This window comes from Arthrobacter sp. Z5-13 (assembly GCF_056499105.1).
Genome location: NZ_CP096460.1, coordinates 1,639,000 through 1,653,279, shown reverse-complemented (window position 1 = coordinate 1,653,279; position 14,280 = coordinate 1,639,000). Strand labels below are relative to the sequence as shown.

13 protein-coding genes are annotated in these 14,280 nt (G+C 61.4%); 4 read left to right on the top strand and 9 right to left on the bottom strand.

What is annotated here, in order from left to right:
- Window positions 1-57: 57 nt before the first annotated feature.
- Complete coding sequence (locus M1E02_RS07785; RefSeq protein ID WP_479377504.1) at window positions 58-285, bottom strand: helix-turn-helix domain-containing protein; 228 nt, start codon at window positions 283-285, stop codon at window positions 58-60.
- Window positions 285-845: a hypothetical protein gene (locus M1E02_RS07780; protein ID WP_479377503.1), complete on the bottom strand. Its 561-nt coding sequence runs from the start codon at window positions 843-845 to the stop codon at window positions 285-287. The genes M1E02_RS07785 and M1E02_RS07780 overlap by 1 nt, the downstream gene beginning before the upstream one ends.
- Window positions 846-1,404: 559 nt before the next feature.
- Here M1E02_RS07780 and M1E02_RS07775 point away from each other — a divergent pair.
- Together M1E02_RS07775 and M1E02_RS07770 are read left to right on the top strand one after the other, a co-directional pair.
- Entirely contained in the window at window positions 1,405-1,836 is a 432-nt protein-coding gene (locus M1E02_RS07775; RefSeq protein ID WP_479377502.1) for a hypothetical protein, read from the top strand.
- Window positions 1,837-1,986: 150 nt separating this feature from the next.
- Window positions 1,987-2,565, top strand: a complete 579-nt coding sequence (locus M1E02_RS07770; RefSeq protein WP_479377501.1) for a GNAT family N-acetyltransferase — start codon at window positions 1,987-1,989, stop codon at window positions 2,563-2,565.
- A 106-nt stretch (window positions 2,566-2,671) separates the two neighbouring features.
- On the opposite strand, the gene M1E02_RS07765 is transcribed toward M1E02_RS07770, so the two are convergent.
- The 3 genes from M1E02_RS07765 to M1E02_RS07755 all read right to left on the bottom strand — a co-directional run bounded on the left by M1E02_RS07765 (window position 2,672) and on the right by M1E02_RS07755 (window position 5,484).
- Window positions 2,672-3,418, bottom strand: a complete 747-nt coding sequence (locus tag M1E02_RS07765; RefSeq protein WP_479377500.1) for a protein kinase domain-containing protein — start codon at window positions 3,416-3,418, stop codon at window positions 2,672-2,674.
- 29 nt (window positions 3,419-3,447) lie between these two features.
- The gene (locus M1E02_RS07760; RefSeq protein ID WP_479377499.1) at window positions 3,448-3,696 is read right to left on the bottom strand and encodes a hypothetical protein; all 249 of its coding nucleotides are present in this window, start codon (window positions 3,694-3,696) and stop codon (window positions 3,448-3,450) included.
- 456 nt (window positions 3,697-4,152) lie between these two features.
- On the bottom strand, window positions 4,153-5,484 hold the full coding sequence (locus M1E02_RS07755; protein ID WP_479377498.1) for an MFS transporter: 1,332 nt from the start codon (window positions 5,482-5,484) through the stop codon (window positions 4,153-4,155).
- Window positions 5,485-5,783: 299 nt separating this feature from the next.
- Between M1E02_RS07755 and M1E02_RS07750 the strand changes: the two genes are divergently transcribed.
- Window positions 5,784-6,518 (top strand): IclR family transcriptional regulator, encoded by a 735-nt coding sequence (locus M1E02_RS07750; protein ID WP_479377497.1) that lies wholly within the window; start codon window positions 5,784-5,786, stop codon window positions 6,516-6,518.
- A gap of 19 nt (window positions 6,519-6,537) precedes the next feature.
- Here M1E02_RS07750 and M1E02_RS07745 read toward each other — a convergent pair whose 3' ends face one another.
- The 3 genes from M1E02_RS07745 to M1E02_RS07735 form a co-directional block, all read right to left on the bottom strand.
- Window positions 6,538-7,953: an MFS transporter gene (locus M1E02_RS07745; protein ID WP_479377496.1), complete on the bottom strand. Its 1,416-nt coding sequence runs from the start codon at window positions 7,951-7,953 to the stop codon at window positions 6,538-6,540.
- A 111-nt stretch (window positions 7,954-8,064) separates the two neighbouring features.
- The gene (locus M1E02_RS07740; RefSeq protein WP_479377495.1) at window positions 8,065-11,091 is read right to left on the bottom strand and encodes an AAA family ATPase; all 3,027 of its coding nucleotides are present in this window, start codon (window positions 11,089-11,091) and stop codon (window positions 8,065-8,067) included.
- The gene (locus M1E02_RS07735; protein ID WP_479377494.1) at window positions 11,088-12,272 is read right to left on the bottom strand and encodes an exonuclease SbcCD subunit D; all 1,185 of its coding nucleotides are present in this window, start codon (window positions 12,270-12,272) and stop codon (window positions 11,088-11,090) included. The genes M1E02_RS07740 and M1E02_RS07735 overlap by 4 nt, the downstream gene beginning before the upstream one ends.
- A 309-nt stretch (window positions 12,273-12,581) precedes the next feature.
- Between M1E02_RS07735 and M1E02_RS07730 the strand changes: the two genes are divergently transcribed.
- On the top strand, window positions 12,582-13,703 hold the full coding sequence (locus tag M1E02_RS07730; RefSeq protein ID WP_479377493.1) for an ADP-ribosylglycohydrolase family protein: 1,122 nt from the start codon (window positions 12,582-12,584) through the stop codon (window positions 13,701-13,703).
- Here the strand turns inward: M1E02_RS07730 and M1E02_RS07725 are convergent.
- Entirely contained in the window at window positions 13,690-14,226 is a 537-nt protein-coding gene (locus M1E02_RS07725; RefSeq protein ID WP_479377492.1) for a DUF4395 domain-containing protein, read from the bottom strand. The genes M1E02_RS07730 and M1E02_RS07725 overlap by 14 nt on opposite strands.
- Window positions 14,227-14,280: the final 54 nt, after the last annotated feature.

Below are 14,280 nucleotides of genomic sequence, written 5' to 3'. Positions count from 1 at the left end.
CCGTACCGATCCTCCTCGGACCTGCTGTCGGTCGACGTAATCAGGAAGACCTCAAGGTCACGGGTTTCGCACGGTTGTCAGCAAATCACCAACCTGGCAATCGAGCACCTCACAGATCGCAGTTAGGGTCGAGAACCGGATTGCCTTCGCACGGTCGTTTTTAAGCACCGACAGATTTACCAGGCTGACTCCGACACGCTTGCTTAGCTCTGTCAAGGTCATGCCGCGGTCTGCCAGCAGATCGTCCAGATGGCAGTGGATATTCGACGGCTCTTCGGCCGGCATCAGACCAGCCCCTCGGTGTCTTTCTGTACCCGGCGGCCATACTCGAAGACACCAGCGACCAGGAGCAGGGCAATGCCCACCATAGACGGGGCTAGGTTGAATTCTGCCGAGAAGGCCGGAGACTCCCCCGAGGCCCGGACATTGGCGCCGATCATCTCCGCAAGCCGGCTCCGGGCCACCCCATCGAGGACCTGGCCAGCCATACCCGCCAGGGCAAGGAGGACTCCCGCTGCTCCGACCAGGTAGGCAGACCTTGCCGTGAAGAGAATCCTGCCCTGAAGCCGGTAGGCCAGCAGGAACACCAGGGCAAGGATGACCAGTACCCCGACCTGGTTCAACGCGCCTGCCCATGCCAAGGTTGCGGCCGGATCGTGGGGTAGGACTGGAATGGTCGCTTCCACTGACGAGACGTGTCCAGTGGCCCCCAATGACAGGCCTGTGGCCGTTTGGTGTGACGTGTCCACAGGAAGCACCAGAGTCACCGGCCCGGCAAACAACGCGACGATCCCGGACACCGTGAAGGCCGTTGTAACAAGTGCTGCAACTGCAGAAGAGATCATCAGGAAAAAAACATCGGTTCTCGAGTAAACCTTCTTCTGACCATTTTCCGCTGCTCTGCGTGTAAGTTTCATCGCTTCCCCCAATTATCGACAATCGTTAATAACGACTATCGATAAGCTACCGGCTCCGCCACCGCCCATCAATGCCAGTCAGCACCAGACGTGTGGGGTGCCACCAGGCAGAAGGCTTCAAAGAACGTGACGGCCTCCACAGGAGCGCCCCAACGCCCCCAATACCCAATTAATCGCCCGAGAAGGCCATGGCATGGGTTCCAGCACTGCTTGGCAGAGCGACCGCGCTCTTCGTACTCGGAGCTATCATCTGGGGCGTCTTTGACGTCCGTGGCGACGACCACCTTGCTCAGGCAGCAAGAGTCCTTTGGCTTGTCGTCCTTTTTGTCATCCCCCTGTTTGGGATCACTGCCCCGGCGCGTCCAATGGCACGAAGAAATACTACGACTGGGTATTCGTTGAGACCCGAGAATCATTGTGGGACAGGTGTACTCTTTGGATTCCATGTAGTCGAATTGTGCAGAATGCGTTGACGATTGGGGCCTTCATGAGAGAGAAGCACGGCCCTGTGCCGTTGGTTATACGGGCATCGGCCTACGTCTGGTTGGCCAATGCCGTCATCTACGGGATCGTGCCTCTCATGACCATGGGCACCCAACTGCCCGGTGGCATCCTGCTTTGGATTGGCATGGCTCTGGCGCTCCTCTTGACCGCACTGCTGTCGTGGGCTGCCGTCAAGCTACTGCGGGGAATTCGGCGGGCCAGGACCATACTCACAGGCGTGGCAATTCTTTGGCTCACGACTATGCCCACAGCCATGGGTAACCCGTTAGCGACCCCTTCAGCTCTGATATACGCGGGTCTGATCCTTACGCTCGTGGGGGTTATCTTGATGTGGCTACCGGCCTCCTGCGCATACTTCCAACGGACTTCAGCCTTGCGGCGTCCTAGCGTAGACGCCGCCGGCCCTGGCGCCTGACAAACGTGTTTCCGAGATAGGGGTATGCCGCGTTGGCTCAGAAGCGCCGAGGAAGCAGCGTACGGTGGCTAGGTGTCGCTCGCAGCGGCCGTAGCGGGATCCGGCACAGCTATATTTGAAAAGGGAAGCGCCATGTCTGTAAATGGTTTCATGTTGGAGAATATTGCGCTGCAGGGAAGCCGGGTCTGCTTGGAGCCATACGAAGATGCCTCGGAGCGGGAGTTGGCCCGGGCGCTGGATTGCGACGCCGCGGCCTGGGACCTATTTGCCATGAGCGGGCAGGGGGCGCATTTTGCCGGCTGGTGGAGCAACCTCAATCGCCAGATCGCCTCCGGCCAGTGGATCGGGTACGTGATCCGCAACCGCTCGAACCACCGCATCGTCGGCACCTCCAGTTTTCTGAACATCAGGCCCGAGCGCCAGTGCGTGGAGATCGGCGGGACGTTCTTGCATCCGGACGCGCGTTCCGGCTATGCCAACGCGGAGTCCAAGCTGCTCATGCTGCAATATGCCTTCCAGTCCGGGGCGCGCAGGGTGGAATTGCTGACAGACCTGCGCAACACCCGCAGCCAAGCGGCGATTGCCAAACTGGGGGCCGTGCGCGAGGGCGTGCTTCGTCGCGATCGCATCACTTGGACTGGCCATGTGCGAGACAGTGTCCTCTATTCCATCACCGACCTGGACTGGCCTGAGGTGCAAAACAGGCTGAAAACGCGCTTGTCACTTTAGGGGCGTGTCCGGGATGGCAAGACCGCCCGAAAACGTTCGTTTCCGCATACAAACTGCTCCACCGTTCACGTGACCCCGGATTCTGTCGGTCAAAGCAACGCCTGTCTTAGGGACTTGTGCTGTTGTACCGGGTAGCGGAGGCATCCTGCATGAGAACGCCGAACATCTCGGTTATATAAACAGCGGCACGCGCATGTTGAGCAATCAGGTCGGCACTCGCGCCGAGTGCCACACGAACTGGATCCAGCGCTGGTGTAGCAGGGTCTGCGGCGGCAGCACGCAACAGCCGCAGACGCTGCGGACCGGAGATGTAGCCCAGTTCGAACAGCACCCAGTGGAACACATGCATAAGTGCAGTATCACGATCGTAGGCTTCATGCGTGACCATCGATGCTTTCTCCTCCGGGGTGAGGTCGAACTCGCGGTAGAGCGCCAGTCCGAAATCCGTGAAGAGCAGCCTGCCCTCCTGCACGAGGATGTTTCCCGGATGCACATCGAAGTGCAGAAACCCTTGCGTCCTCATCCATGCTGTGGCTTCGATGATCTGGTTGATAACGTCGGCGAAGACATTCGGCCCAGTGCCGGCGGTTAAGCTCCGGCGAACCCAAGAGCCCAGCGTCTCAGGCACGTACTCAAGAAAAAGCACCAAACTCTTGGACGCGTCCTTCATCTCGGTGACTTTCCTCTTAACCTGAGACCAATGTGTCCCCCATTGACGTTGAGGAACATAGCCATCAAATTCACTGAGGTCTACATCGCACTTCACATCAACGACTCGCCACCCGAGCAAAAGCGGGAAGAAATCCGCCGCTCCCTCATGAACCCACGCCGAGGTCGCCTGGTGTGCTGCCAATTCTCGCCCGACTCCTTGGCTAGGGCTTCCTATGCCGTAGTGGCAGGCAAAGGGAAGCTGAACTTGACTAGCAGTGGCCGTTGGATCCCCTCTTCAATACCTGTCAGTGGGAGCTGTTTCACAAAGACAGTCGTTTCATTGATGCAGGTTGTCTTGGTTGTTCCCCCAATACCTACGCCAACCGGCTCAGCTGCGTCGATGAGCGTCCGCACGCTGGCATCATCGAGCCCTGCGAGTACATAGGAGATACTTTGGGCTTTATCTGTACGAGCCGTCATCACTACACACTAAGGGCTGGCCTCGGGCCGTGCTTGGCTATCGGTGCTCCTTCCGTCTGTCCCCCAAAGCGTTCGGCGCGTGGGGCATGCTCATCGATCCAGTATCAGTAACCAGGCTGGAAACAGACCAGCATTTACCAGGCCAAGCGGTTCAGCCTTTTGGGCCGGCTCTGGCGCCTCGGAAAGGCTGAGGAGAAAATGCCTGGCGAGTATAGGCAAGTGTCGCGATGGGTTCTGTCCGAGATGAGGTTGTCCGTGGCGGCGGAGTATCGACTCAGTTGGCCACTGATTTCCTTTTCCGTGCCGCCACGTGATCCCCCCTGATCGTCACCTTACCGGCACCAACCCACAGCCACCCGGGGGAAAGAACGGTCCCCGGCCGCCAAGGGACCGGGGACCACGTCCAGTATTTTGATATCCCTGCCCGCACCGGGTGCCTGACGGGCAGATGGAGGCTCAGTGCCGGCTGATTCCGAGGAGATTTCCTTTGGTCTCCTTGGCAAGGATCACGCCAATGGAAGAAATGACGCAGAGAATCATGATGTAGATACCGATGGATCCTGTCCACTTGGTGGTCTGGAGCAGCCACTCGGCGATACTTGCGGCAAAGGCGCCACCCAGGATCGCACCGAATGCGTAGCCGATGGAGATACCCGAGTAGCGCACGTTAGCCGGGAACATCTCGGCGTACATTGCTGACATGGGCCCGTAGGACAGTCCCAGTCCGATGGTCAGGACGAAGAGCGCCACCCCGTACAGCAGGATGTCCTTGGTATCAATAAGGGCGAACATTGGAATCATCCACGCGAAGATGATGGCGTAGCCTGTCAGGAATGTTTTGACGCGGCCTATCCGGTCTGAGAGCCAGCCCCCGGCGAGCGTGAAGATCAGCCAGCCAAACGATGCCAGAGTGGTGGCGAGGAGGACCGGGGGTGCGGGCATCTGGAGCGAACGGGTGGCGTAGGAAATGAAGAACGCAATCAGCAGGTAACCCGCCGCGTTGTTGGCGATAAAGATCATGGTCGTGTAGACCACGGGCGTCTTGTGATTGCGCAGGAGCTCACCCAGCGGCGCCTTGCTCTCGGCTTTGCGCGCCGCCATCTCCTGGAAGACAGGGCTTTCTGCAACAGCCCGCCGGATCAGGTAACCAACCACGATCAGCACGATGGACAACAGGAACGGAACACGCCAGCCCCACGCCGCGAAGTCATCCCGGGACATGCTGCTGTTGAGGAAGAACAACAGGCCTGTGGCCAGGATCATTCCGATGGGGACACCGATCTGGGGATAGGCCCCGAAGATACCCCGCTTGCTCATGGGAGCGTGTTCCACCGCCATCAGGGCAGCTCCGCCCCACTCGCCGCCTGCCGAGAACCCCTGCAGGATCCGGAGGGTGATGAGTAGGATCGGGGCCCAAACGCCGATCTGGCTGTATGTAGGCAGCATGCCGATCAGAGCGGTGGCAGCCCCCATCATTACCAGCGTGAACACCAGCATCGCCTTGCGTCCCAGCTTGTCTCCCAGGTGCCCGGCCACAACGGCTCCGAGCGGACGGAAGAGGAAACTGATACCGATGAGGGCGAAAGAGAGAATCTGCGCCAGACCGGGATTGGCCTGTTGCAGCGGCGTGAGAAACAAGGGTGATAACAAGGTGCCTGTCAGCTGGGCAAAGATGAAGAAGTCGTACCACTCGATGGTGGTGCCGACCAGCGTCCCGGCGAGAACTTTGCGTTCCTCATGTTTGCTGCTGGGGCCCGTCTCTGAATCGACGGAGGAAGTTGCGGTCATTGGAACTCCATGGCTGGGGGCACTGCTAGTACCTGCGGACACGTTTTACTGATCGAACGGTCAGTTAGTTAGTAGGATACCTTGTTTTTGTGACCAAGCCCACAGTCAGTCTTCCTGGCACAGGAATTCACGGACCCGCTCAGGACCAGTCCGCGATCGTAGCTGTTGACCAAAACGCCGGCCACCCACAGGTGTTTCTATAGTTGAACTTAGAGTTCACAACACGAACGCAACCGGAATGTCCGCTTGGGCACAACAGGTTCCCCGGCCTGCCCCCGCAGCCACTTAGGATGGAGCACATGAACTCGCTTGCCGCCAAGACCCCCCTGGATCCCGCTCCGCAGGCTTCCCCGTCGCAGACCCTGTCCAGAGGCATCAGGGCGCTCGAGATTCTCGCTGAGGCTGACCGGCCATTGACTATTGCCGAGCTCTCGACCGCCCTCGGCGTGCACCGTTCTGTTGCCTACCGGATTTTGCGGACGCTGGAGGATCACTCGCTGCTGGTGCGGGACGACGGCGGGCGGGTGCAGCCGGGCCCTGGCCTGGCTGCATTGGCCAGGGGCGTATCACGGGACCTGCAGACAGCGGCCTTGCCGGAGCTGACGCAGCTGGCCAATACCCTGACGATGACCGCATTCGTGGCCGTGTGGGACCACCAGGACTGCATCACCCTTGTAACCGTTGAACCCAGACACTCCGGCGCTGCCGTGGCGCAGCACCCGGGCTCACGCCATCCGATCAACGCCGGTGCGCCCGGAATTGCCATCCAGTCAGCTTTCGACGAGCAGGAATGGAAGGACCTGGCCCCCGGTGTTGCCTACCGTCGGGAGGCTGCGGATGCAAGGCAGCGGGGCTACGCGGCAAGCCACGACGAAGTCATTGCGGGCGTCTCCTCGCTGGCTGTTCCTGTGCGGGTCCCCGGCCGCCGTCCGGCCGCCATCGCCGTTGTTTATATCCGATCATCCCAAGACCCGGCTGAGGTTGCTGCGGCTCTGAAAGCCAGCGCAGAACGCATTGAGAGCCAGTTGGCCTAGCGGCTCCCCAGGGCTCCTCTTACGCGTCGGTTCCAGCCCGCTTTCGTTGAGCGGCTTTAATTACGACGGCGGCTGCCGTCCCCAGGAGGAACAGCGCGGCGGCAGCGCAAACAGGAACAAGGAAGGCCGTGGAATAGCCGTTGTTCTGGGCAAGATGTCCGGCCAAGGATGATCCCAGGGCGGTGCCGGCGACAATTCCGCTGGCGAGTGCTGTCATGACCGTGCCCAGCTTGCCAGCCGGAGCCACCAGGCCTCCGATGGCGAAGACCGTGACCATGAGCGGACCCACCGGCAGGCCCAGGATCAGCAGCACCACGATCATGGGCAGGGCTGTTGAAGGCAGCAAGAGCAGCAGGGCAAAGCCGGTCATCAACCCTGCGCTGACCATCCAGCGGAAGATCACGCCAAAGCGCCGCGGCCAGTAGGCGACGGATAGTGCCGCGGCCGCTGAGCTCAGCCCCATTACTGCATACAGCAAACCGGCAATCTCCGAAGTGGCGAAGCCGGCCGAGAATGAGCTCAAGGCTGTTTGAATGGATCCGAAGAAGGTTCCCATACAAACCATGGCCGCCACGGGCAGTGCTACCGAGGCAGCTACCCTGAGCCGGATCGCGCCGTTCATGCCGGGCTTTTCATCACGCTGGTGCTTGTCAGGGGCAGGCTCGTCGTGGGTGTCCTCGTCCTGGATGGGGCTCTCGGGGACAGGCGGCTGTGTCCTCCTTGGCACCGCCAGATGGGTGGGGTGTACGGCAAAGGCCGGAACAAGGGAAATGGTCAGGGCAGCGGCCAGGGCAAGGGGAAGCCAGGGCGCCACCAGGCTGGCAAGCACGCCCACCAGCGCCGGTCCCAGGACGAAAGTCAGTTCGTCAGCCGTACTCTCGTAGGAGAGCGCGGTGTCGAGGTCCTTGGCATTGTTCACCGTACTGCCGCGTGAAGTCAGCGCCATCCAGCGAACCCTCGCCAGAGGTCCCACCTGCGGGCAACTCGCACCAGCCAGGAAGGCTGCCGCCAAAACCGGCACGCCCTGGTCCCAGGATTCGGTGCCAGGGGCCAGGTATGCAGTAAAGATCAATGCCAGGACGGCGGCGCAGTTGATCAGGGCGGCAGCGAGCAGGACGATTCGTTGCCCGTGCCTGTCAGCCAACCCGCCGAGTACCGGAGCACCGAGGGCCGAACCGATACCGACCGCACCTGCGGCAGTCCCGCCGATGGCGTATGAGTCAGTGACCGAGGTTACCAAGGTCAGGGCGCCGACAGTCAGCATGGCCAGAGGGAGCCTGGCGAAGAGTCCAAGTGGAATGAAGCTTTTGCCTGCCAGGAGAGGCAACCGGGCGAACCTGCCGCGTTCGGGGGCCTCGTTCTTCGGCTCCGGGCTCAGGTGATCCTGGTCCTGGGAGGGCTGCGAAGGCTGGGAAAGAGATGTGGAAGTTGTCATAGATCCGGGCTCGTTCAATCATGCGCATCGTCCCTCCGCCCGATGCGCGCAACCCGGTAACCCGTCAAGTATAGCCGGGTTAAGGTGGCTTTCCAGAATGGCCGGGCAGACCTACGCGGCCTCGGCGGTGTCAGCGATGTGGAGGCTGGACCCGTTCCTGCCTTTGACAACCTGAAGCTGCATGTTGATCCGCTGTTTCATTTCGGCCACGTGGCTCACCAGCCCCACCACCCGGCCGCCATCTCGCAATCCTTCGAGGACATCCATAACCTGCTCGAGTGCTTCGTCGTCGAGGCTGCCAAAACCTTCGTCAACGAACAAGGTTTCGATATCGATCCCTCCCGCTTCCTGCTGCACCACATCAGCCAGCCCCAACGCGAGAGCGAGGGATGCCATAAAAGACTCGCCGCCGGACAGAGTAGCGGTGTCCCGTCGCTGGCCGGTCCACTCGTCCACCACTTCCAGCCCCAGGCCTGACTTGGCACCCTTGGCAGCCTTGGCATCGGTATGTTGGAGGGTGTAACGCCCGTCGCTCATGCCGACGAGCCGTTCGGAGGCTGCAGTTGCTACTTGCTCCAAGCGCGCGGCCAGCACGTAACTGTTGAGGCTCATCCGGTAGCTGTTGTCTCCGCCGCCCCGGGCCGCTTCTGCCAGGGAAGTCAGGAGTTCTGCACGTTCACGGGGTTTCCGGGAGTCTTCAAGCAGTTCCTCATACTCTGCGCCGATGCTGCGCAGCGTCCGCACAGATTTCCAGGCCATGGCGGCAGCGAGGGCGGTTTCACGCGCCGTTTCCTCTGCTGCAAGGGAGTCCTCGCGGAGATGCTCAAGCTCCTCGTCGTTCACGGACAGCTCCCCTGCTGCTTCGCTTGCTGCAAGGATCAAGTCTTCGCCGGCAAACAGCTCCTCTACCCTGGCCACTTCATCCTGGCAGGTGCGGATAAAGGATTCGAGGGCCTGTGCATCCGGAGCAGGCAGCAGGACGACGCGGGCTTCCTCCACCGAGGCGAAGCCTGCTGCTGGCAGGTCATTGTGAAGCCGCGTTGTGACCTCTGCTACCCGGGCCGCAGCCCTGTCCGCCTCAATCTCAGCGGCCTGGGCCGCTTCCAGCAAAGTGATGGTTCGGCGGACAGCATGGATTCGGTGGTTGATGCTGGGGTGGCTCCCCCGAAGGTTCGCGAGGGCGGCCTCGAGGGAGTCCGTCTGCTGCTTGACCTCAGCCAGCGTGGACGTGGTCTCGGCGATGGAGGCCAGCGCCGTGACTTGAGCCTCCTCTGCTGCCGAGATGCTCAATGCCAGCTCCTCTTGCCGGTCCCGGTCGCGGTCCAGCTCTGCTGCGGCGCGGACGGAGAGCGCGGCACGCTCCTGCGACGCCAAGGCATCTTGTTCAGCGATGGCGGGATCCGTGTCGCCGCCCTGTGCGGCCAGTACGGCCACTTGCTGTTCCGCCAGCGACAGCTCGCGCTCGATAGCCTGCACGGACTTCTCTGCGGCGTCTGCTTTCGTCTGGGCTGCCTGTTCGGTGGCTGCTACTTCCAACGCTGACTGACCTGATGTTGCAGGAGACGGGTGCTCCGCGCTTCCGCATACGGGGCAAGGGTGTTCCGGAGCCAGCTGATTCGCAAGTTCTGCTGCTGCATTGGCTAAGCGCGCTTCACGCAGGTCCAGCCACTCCTGGCGGAGTTCCTGATGAATGTCCCTGGCTTCGCGGCGACGTTCAGCGATCCTGGTAACAGCTGCCACGGCTGCGTTGTAACGACCGACAATTTCTACGAGTTCCTCGGCCGCGGCCGCTTCTTTGGTACGGAGCCGAACTTCTCCAGCGAGCTCCTCGAGGCTTCGCATCCCAGCCGCCAGTGAAGCGTATTCTGACCGGAGGTTGCTCAGGGACGCAGCATTCACCTTGCATTCAGCGTCAAGATCCAAGCGTAGCTGGCTCAACTCGGTTCTCCGTTGGAGAAGCCCTGCGCACAGGTCCTCATCAGCCAGCCGTTCGACCAGCACAGCAGAAAAGGAACGCAACCGTTCCAAGGAGTCGGTAACTTTGCTTCCTGTTGGGTTCTGCTGATTCTCTGTAATGTCCCAGCCTTCCAGCTGGTCACTGCTGAGGCTTGCCATGGCGGTACGGAACGATGCTCCGGCCGCCTCTTCCTGGCGTTCAGCTGCTTTGACAGCATCCAGTTGGCCACGCAGCATTTCGGCCTTGCGGTGCAGCCCCAGTTTCACGCGGGCGGCTTCAAGACCGGGGGCAGCCAAACGGACTTCGGACCGGCGCTTTTGGGCCGCCTCAAGCTTCTTTCTGCGGGTATTTTTCGCTATGCCTGCTTCAAGGCTTCCTGCCCGGTCAATGCGCAGAACTTCCGCGGCATCCGCTGATTTTTGGAGGGCAGTGGCGGCGGTTTCAGCCGTTATGGCCAGCCAGGATAGTACCTCGGCGCCATCGGGTACAGCTGACACATCAAGCTTCAGTAATTCTGCTTCGGCTTCTGCCCGGCTCAGGAGCATCCCCAGCTCACCGGTCAGGGCCTCCACCTTGAGGCGGGCTGATGCCCCCTGGCGTGCCAGCTCCTGCTCCACTGCTTCGAAGCGCTGCGTTCCGAATAGTTTTTGGAGGAGCTCCAGCCGGTCTTTGGCGTTGGAACGAAGGAAGGCGGCAAAATCACCTTGCGGCAGCATGACTACCCTCGTGAACTGCTCACGACCCATCCCCAGGATTTCCGTAATTTCGGCACCGGCTTCGTCGTTCCGGCCGGATTTTTCGATCCAACTGCCGTCTACGCGCTCCCGAAGGAGGGTCTTGGCTTGCTGGCCTGTGAACCCGCTCTTTCCGCGTGCGCTGGGCTTGTCCCAGGCGGGCGATCTGGAGACTTCGAAGTACCTGCCGCGTGCCGAGAATTCGCAGGTAACACGCGGTTCCGCTGATGGCTCTGCATGATCGCTGCGCAGGCGTTTTCCGTCCTGCCTGGCACCGGGGACGGCCCCGTAGAGAGCGAAGCAAATGGCATCCAGAACGCTGGTTTTTCCCGCACCGGTTGCACCGTTGAGGAGGAACAGCCCGTGGGCGCCGAGCTTGTCAAAGTCTATGTGCTCTGTTCCTGCGTACGGTCCGAACGCTGAAATTTCCAGCCTGTGGATCCTCATCGCGAGGCCTCTTCCAGCCGGACGTTGTCCAAAACCTCGGCCAAGGCGGCGCGCTCGGAATCATCCGCACTCCGTGCCCGGACATGCTCCAAAAAGCCGCAGCAGATGGAGAGATCATCCTCCGCTTCAGAAATCCTGCTGCTGTAGCTCGTCTTTGCTGTGGCTGCGGCTCCTTCGGGATCGAACCCCAGGACAAGGGTGTCCGGGAAGCGTGTGCGCAGCTTTTCCATGGCTTGGGCTGGGCGTTGTGGATCTGTCAGCGTGATCTGGCAGAAGGCCGTCTCAGCCCAGGTGTATTCCTCGGACTCCAGGAGCGTTTGGATCCTGCCACGAAGAACGGCAAGGGTGCGCGGCGCCTCCCAAAGGACTTCCGTCACCGCGGCTACGCCGGTGGTATCGACATCAATGAGCCAGCCGCCCTTGCGGTGTGCAGCCTCGGAGAACGAGTATGCCAGCGGGGATCCCGAATAGCGGACCGCCGGCGAGAGTGTCTGCTTGCCGTGCAGGTGTCCCAAGGCCGTGTAGCTGAACCCGTCGAAGAGGTCCAAGGGGACTGCCCCCACGCCGCCGATGGACAAGTCACGTTCGCTGTCCGAGCTGATCCCGCCGCTCGCAAAGGTATGTGCAAGAACAATGCTGTGAACAATTCCTTCTTCGGCCAGTTGTGCAACGTGTGCCCGGATCAGCCCGGTAGCGGCCTGTGTGACCTCGAAGTGGCTCGCCGTCCGGGCTCCGAGTTGTTCCGCCACGAGCCGGGGCTCCAGCCAAGGAATCCCATAGATGGCCAGCACGGGACCACGCCGCTCTCCTGATCCGCCATCATCGAGTGGAAAAAGAATTGGGTGATCGAGCTCGGAAACCCTTGTGCGCAGGTGCACTCCGCCACGCTCAAGGAGCCGGGAGGCAAATCCCAGCCGTATGGCGGAGTCGTGGTTTCCGCTGGTTAGAACCACCTTGGCCCCGGCGCCGGTCAGCCTGACCAGGGCCTCGTCCAAAAGCCCCACCACGTCCACTCCAGGCAAGGCCCGATCGTAGACATCACCGGCGATCAAGACCACGTCTACGGACTCATCCCGGACAACAGCCACAAGCTGGTCGATGAACGACCGCTGGGCTTCGAGCATGCCAACGCCGTGGAAAGAACGGCCTAGATGCCAGTCCGAGGTGTGCAGTAAACGCATGCCATTAACGTATCGGCTGGGTGCGACAGTTTCGGACAGGCCCGCCCCGACCGGATCGGCGCGTCACGATCAGCTGCTGCTTTTTGGCTTTCCCACACAGAATTGACGGGCTTCGTCCGCGCTGCCCCGGCCCTTCCAGGGCTGCCCTCCGAAACGCTCTCCTCCGATTCACTGGGAACAGGGCTGCCACCTTCGCAGGGTTGCGCGCCCTTTCGGGGTGCATGCTGACCCGCCTCTGATGATCCGCCGGGGGTGGTGGGAGCCCGTCATTGAGACAAACTGCCGGGAATTTACCGGTAAATTTGCGGTATGAGCACAATTCCCGATCGCTTTCCGCACCCCTCGGCCGCATCCCGGATTCATGCCTGCCTGCTGGGCGGGGCATTGGGAGATTCGCTCGGCTACGCAGTGGAGTTCGATTCTGTGGAACAGATTCGGGACCGTTTTGGGCCTGACGGCCTCACGGATTTCAACGAGCTCGACGGCGACGTCCACTTTTCGGACGACACCCAAATGACGCTCTACACCGTGGACGGCCTTGTGGAGGTGCTGGAATGGGCGAACGACGGAATAGGTGCCGACGCGAACGCCTGCCTGTGGCTGGCGTATCTGAGGTGGCTGGCAACGCAAGGTGTTCCGGTGCCCCCGCCGGCTCCGGTGCCGCAGCCGCGCTGGATCGACACCCATGAAGCACTCAAACACCGCCGGGCACCCGGCAGCGCCTGTCTCAGCGGGCTTTCGACCGGAGAGATGGGCACGGTTTACCGGCCTGTGAATCCTGACTCCAAGGGGTGCGGGACCGTAATGCGCTCGGCTCCTTTTGGCCTGATTCCGCATATCCCCGTGGACTCCGTGTACAAACTCAGCGCAGACGCCGCTTCGCTGACACACGGTCATCCTTCGGCGCGCCAGAGCGCCGGAGCGTTCAGCCTGATCATTCATGGGCTGGTGGGCGGCCAAGGACTGCAGGGGGCAGTCGAGGCTTCGCTGGGCTACCTTGAGGGCCAGTCAGAACCTTGCAAGGAGCTTCTGGAGCGACTTGAATCAGCCCTCCGCGCCGCCGATAAGGCCGGGTCTTCAGCAGGCATTGGCGCACATGGCGTGGGCGGCATTCTCAGCCCGGAGGAACTGGTCCAGACGCTCGGTGAGGGATGGGTGGCGGAGGAGGCCCTCGCCGTCGCGGTTTACTCGGTTTTGGCGACGGCGGGAGCTGACGGGAACAGCGTGGACCCCGTTGCGCACTTCAAAGCAGCCGTCCGGTTGGCTGTGAACCATTCAGGCGACAGCGATTCGACCGGTTCAATAGCCGGAAACATCCTGGGCGCCTACTACGGTGAGGCCTGCCTTCCGGCTGAGTGGCTGGACGCTCTTGAAGCTCCGGAGGTGGTCCGCGGAATGGCGGCTCAGCTCGTCACGGTTACGGGCGCCTAAGCGAGATGTTGTTGCAGGCTTCGCAAACGTCCTCGGGAATCAGCCCGCGGCGCTGAAGGAAACCAAAGATTACGCAGCCAAGGCAAAACCCTGCAAACGCCTCAAGGGAAGCAGCGATGATCAGAACGGCCAGCAGCAGCCACGCCGCCGGCGCCATTCCTGCGGCAAGGAGAACTGCAGCAGCGGTGGACATCGCAGCCCCCAATCCCTGGGCGAAGCGTTTGGGTGGACCGGGTACCAGCTTCACCCGGCCCAGGCGGGGCGCAAGGACCTTGACGGACAGCAACGCCAGCGGTGAAATACGCGGGCCGAACAGCACCCTCAGCCAGAAGCCGACGGCGATTGCGGCCAGTCCCCAGCCGAACCCTGTCAGCAAGGTCACAACCGCAGCGGCCACCACCAGCCCTGCCGTAATCCTGGCAGCATACTCGTTGACCGGGTTGGGAAAAGCGAACACTGCCCGCCAACCAGTTTGCACTTGGTCTGTCACGGCAGTGGCTTCCGGCGTCTCAACTCTGCTCATGGTGCAAGGGTAGGAGAGCCCCGCCTGCGCTGAAAGAATTGTTGCTCCCTGTGA

Bases quoted from the DNA above. Each gene is read 5' to 3' on its own strand.
- M1E02_RS07785 (WP_479377504.1), bottom strand. From the start codon at position 285: ATGCCGGCCGAAGAGCCGTCGAATATCCACTGCCATCTGGACGATCTG.
- M1E02_RS07780 (WP_479377503.1), bottom strand. From the start codon at position 845: ATGATCTCTTCTGCAGTTGCAGCACTTGTTACAACGGCCTTCACGGTG.
- M1E02_RS07775 (WP_479377502.1), top strand. From the start codon at position 1,405: ATGAGAGAGAAGCACGGCCCTGTGCCGTTGGTTATACGGGCATCGGCC.
- M1E02_RS07770 (WP_479377501.1), top strand. From the start codon at position 1,987: ATGTTGGAGAATATTGCGCTGCAGGGAAGCCGGGTCTGCTTGGAGCCA.
- M1E02_RS07760 (WP_479377499.1), bottom strand. From the start codon at position 3,696: ATGACGGCTCGTACAGATAAAGCCCAAAGTATCTCCTATGTACTCGCA.
- M1E02_RS07755 (WP_479377498.1), bottom strand. From the start codon at position 5,484: ATGACCGCAACTTCCTCCGTCGATTCAGAGACGGGCCCCAGCAGCAAA.
- M1E02_RS07750 (WP_479377497.1), top strand. From the start codon at position 5,784: ATGAACTCGCTTGCCGCCAAGACCCCCCTGGATCCCGCTCCGCAGGCT.
- M1E02_RS07745 (WP_479377496.1), bottom strand. From the start codon at position 7,953: ATGACAACTTCCACATCTCTTTCCCAGCCTTCGCAGCCCTCCCAGGAC.
- M1E02_RS07740 (WP_479377495.1), bottom strand. From the start codon at position 11,091: ATGAGGATCCACAGGCTGGAAATTTCAGCGTTCGGACCGTACGCAGGA.
- M1E02_RS07735 (WP_479377494.1), bottom strand. From the start codon at position 12,272: ATGCGTTTACTGCACACCTCGGACTGGCATCTAGGCCGTTCTTTCCAC.
- M1E02_RS07730 (WP_479377493.1), top strand. From the start codon at position 12,582: ATGAGCACAATTCCCGATCGCTTTCCGCACCCCTCGGCCGCATCCCGG.
- M1E02_RS07725 (WP_479377492.1), bottom strand. From the start codon at position 14,226: ATGAGCAGAGTTGAGACGCCGGAAGCCACTGCCGTGACAGACCAAGTG.